This is a genomic window from Candidatus Zixiibacteriota bacterium, from assembly GCA_021159005.1.
In the GTDB taxonomy this organism is placed as follows: domain Bacteria; phylum Zixibacteria; class MSB-5A5; order UBA10806; family 4484-95; genus JAGGSN01.
Genome location: JAGGSN010000113.1, coordinates 1 through 3,638 on the forward strand (window position 1 = coordinate 1; position 3,638 = coordinate 3,638).

3 protein-coding genes are annotated in these 3,638 nt (G+C 38.0%); all 3 read right to left on the reverse strand.

The window, feature by feature from the left end; translation table 11 throughout:
• On the reverse strand, window positions 1-910 hold a 910-nt coding region (locus tag J7K40_07145; GenBank protein ID MCD6162172.1), incomplete at its 3' end, for a methyl-accepting chemotaxis protein.
• 66 nt (window positions 911-976) lie between these two features.
• Window positions 977-1,909 (reverse strand): hypothetical protein, encoded by a 933-nt coding sequence (locus J7K40_07150; protein ID MCD6162173.1) that lies wholly within the window; start codon window positions 1,907-1,909, stop codon window positions 977-979.
• 105 nt (window positions 1,910-2,014) lie between these two features.
• Complete coding sequence (locus J7K40_07155) at window positions 2,015-3,007, reverse strand: hypothetical protein (protein ID MCD6162174.1); 993 nt, start codon at window positions 3,005-3,007, stop codon at window positions 2,015-2,017.
• Window positions 3,008-3,638: the final 631 nt, after the last annotated feature.

A 3,638-nucleotide genomic window follows, 5' to 3' on the forward strand; every position in this document is an offset into this window, starting at 1 on the left:
TTTTCTCAGAAACTTCACCGGTATTTTTGGAAGTTTCAACTATTGTGGCAGTCATTTCCTCAATAGCGGTAGATACCTGGGCAGTTTGATTGGTTTGCTCTTTAACACCAACTGTTAACTCCTCAGCGGAGGATGAGATTTCATTGGCAGCAGAGGCAAGCTGATCGGTGTTGTTGGCTACTGTAGCGATTATATCATGGAGTTTATCCATGAAAGTATTGAACCACATGGCTAAATCGCCAACCTCGTCTTTAGAATTTATATCAAGTCTTTTTGTCAGATCTCCCTCACCTTGGGCGACATCTTTAATCATATCAACCACTTGAGTAATCGGTCTTGTCATCCTTGTTGCATAAACGAAAATAATCAAGACTGCCAGAATAAAGATTATACTACCAGCCACAATACTATACTTAATTATTTCCGAACGAGGTTTCGCTAAAAACTCGTCTTCAAATGCACCTGCCACAATTATCCAGTTCCACTCTTCAAGATATCTAAATGCAGCCAGCTTATATGTATTAGTCTTAGGTGAAAGATACCTCATCGTCCCATTTTTTCTTTTCAAGATTTCCTTTATGTGTGGTTTGTTTCCCCAATTCTCGCCCTCGGCTTTCTTATGGATTAACAAATTCCCTTCGGGATCAACCACGAAAATAAACCCTGTTTTCCCTACTGTTATCTTCTCGTTGCATATTTTTTTTATCACAGCCCAATCCATATCCGGATTCGCTTCCGTAAAAATATAGAACTCATCTACTATAGATTGAAGATCTTTAATCGCAATTTCTCTTAATGGAGTTACCATGCCTCGAATAGATGAAATAGCTGTACTCACTACTGCGATTAGTATTATAGAGAGAAACACTAAAAGCAGTTTATTTCTCATATTCATTTTTATTTTGAACATTTTTTATCTCCTTACCCGGTGTTTCTTCCAAAAAGTCCGATCCTGAGGCGGTAGAAGCCAGTTCCTTTATAGTCGGACTTTCAATTGTTGCTGTTCATCATGAATCATGGTGTTTGTTTTAATACAAGGAGCCCCAGCTTCTTTCCAAGCTATAATGCCGCCTTTGATATAATGGACATCTTTGTATCCCATTTGCTGCAGTTGATGTGCAACAAGAGCTGATCTGCTCCCTTTCTTACAGATAACAAGTATCGGTTTATTGGCATCATGAATCTTTTTCATAATATTGAACACAACCTTGCCGTGTTCCATTACCAAAGCCCCATTCATTGCGCCCTGAGACTTTCTTTCTTGTTCACTCCTGATATCAAGGAGGACAGCATCTTTTGTTTCCATTATTCGTTTTGCATCAGAAGGGCTTACTGCTTTTACTGCCTTATTAGCTTCAGCTACAAAATCGTCTGCTGTTTTACCGATTGGCATTTCACCTGCAGGCACTACTGGTTTTTCGGCTATTGCAGAGTTGCCTGATTTTTCAATTGGCAATCCACTTTTTTTCCATCCCAGTATTCCACCCTCAAGCCACCTAACATCTTCATACCCCATCTGCTTCAAATGATAAGCAATTAATGCTGATCTTTTACCCTTTTTACAATAGGCGATGATAGGAACATCTTTATTAGGAACTATCTCAGTAATTTTAAATATTACCATACCATGGGGCAAGACCGTTCTGCCCGCTATCCATCCACTCTCTTTGAACTCGGTAAAGCTGCGAATATCTAGCAGAACGACATTATCAGTGCCATCCAGAAGCATTTTTGTCTTTTCCGGTGAAATGCCTTGAACATTTACCTTTGCCTCATTAACGAAATCTTCTCCTGTTTTACCTTTTGGTATTTCAAGGGCAAACACAGAGGCTGCGAGTGCCAGAACGAGACTCACACTCAAAACCAGATATAGATTTCTTTTCGTTAAGAATTTGGTTGGTTTGTCCACAATTAACTCTCCTTACATATGTAATACATTATTATTAACACCGTTAATTGTCCAACTTAACAATCTGCACCGCCAGGCGTTATAACCTGACGGTGCAAAAATATGTTAAAATGCCAATTGGAATTCGGTTTTTAAAACATCGTCAAGATCGTCTGATTCGCTGTCATTAATCTGGTAATTTAATCTTATCATCGCGCCGGTAAATTTAGCAAAATGAACATTTAGGCCGGCAGTATATCTTGTCTTGGCGTTGTTGTCCGTATCGGTATTAGTATCATACCATCCATAACGAAAGCCCGGAACGATAGATGATATAAATCCATTCATCTTTAAGTTGTATTGAGCATCAGCAAAATAACCTGAGGCGATTTGCATAGAATTATCATAGCTGGAATATTCGCCTTCAATGGAAAAGTTGTTTTGATTAAAACCTACACCCAAATTATATCTGGTAAGATTGCTGGCTGAGGAACCGACATCATCGGATTTACCGGTGTAATAATTCGCTGAGAAATTTGCACTATTAATAGGTTTCCAGACTCCCCTAAGAGACATATTTTTATTGGTATTTGTTTCTTGTTCATTCATACCATTGCCATTGTAAAAGCCTACTGACATGCTAAATTTATCATAGTTAGACTCAGCCATCATTCCTAAGTCGCGAGTTGGCGGGGCTGTTTTAATTATTGGATTGTCGATAAATCTTAGTTTGCTGCCCGAGCGCAAATTAGCGGTGCTGAAATTTGTTTTAAACTGGCCAATTTTTACTTTAAGCCAAGGATTCGGCGATAACTCGATATAACCATCCAACAACATATCCCCGCTGAATTTATCGGTGTTAACTGTTCTGGCAAAATCAAACAAAGCTTTAAATTTGGTAAAATCATTTAAGCTTCCTTTGACGCCGATACGGCAATTATATAATTTGAAAACGTTTTCATTATCGCCGCTAACCGCTTGATTATACTCCCAGTGAGTTTTCATCAAGCCGAAAACCTTGATGTTTCTCTTAGCGATTTCGTCTGTCCATGCTGTTTCGCTAACAAGCAACATTGTAAAAACCGCAATTACTGAGATTTTTAGAATCGAAAATTTCATGCTGAACCTCTCTTTGTTTGAATGTTGTTTCTTGCCTCATGAAAACTTATAAGGATGAATAGAATCCTAATAAGTATCAATTGTGAAAAATATTTTCTTAGTTTATTTTGGTATTCGGAAATAAAGCATACATATTTATTAACAATATTAAAATTGTTATGAAACTATTAATGTGGAAATTTAAAGTGAAACAATATATATTAATAGATATTAATATATATATATATAATTAGATATTATAGCACTACTGTCCGGCCTTTTGTCCGCCTTGGGCGGATGCTATAATGATGTCATTCCCACACTGCCCGCGTCATTCCCAACACCGTCCGCGTCATTCCCAACTTGATTGGGAATCCAGAGATTGGTCATGCCGATACCTCCTGCCTGCCGGCGCCCGCCTGTCTGCGGACACGGGGCACGGTATTTTTGTTATCCACTATTGGTTTAACATACAACTTTCTGGATTCCCGTTTTCGGGAATGACGTAAATGGATAATCATCGAATCAAAGTCGGCTTCTGAAATCTAATCCGGAAATATCTATTGAAGCAAAAAACAGAACACAGGTATTTATAAAGATATTCTAACGGCTTATTGTTTTATATGTTATGGCTTAATCAAGTTTCATTTAT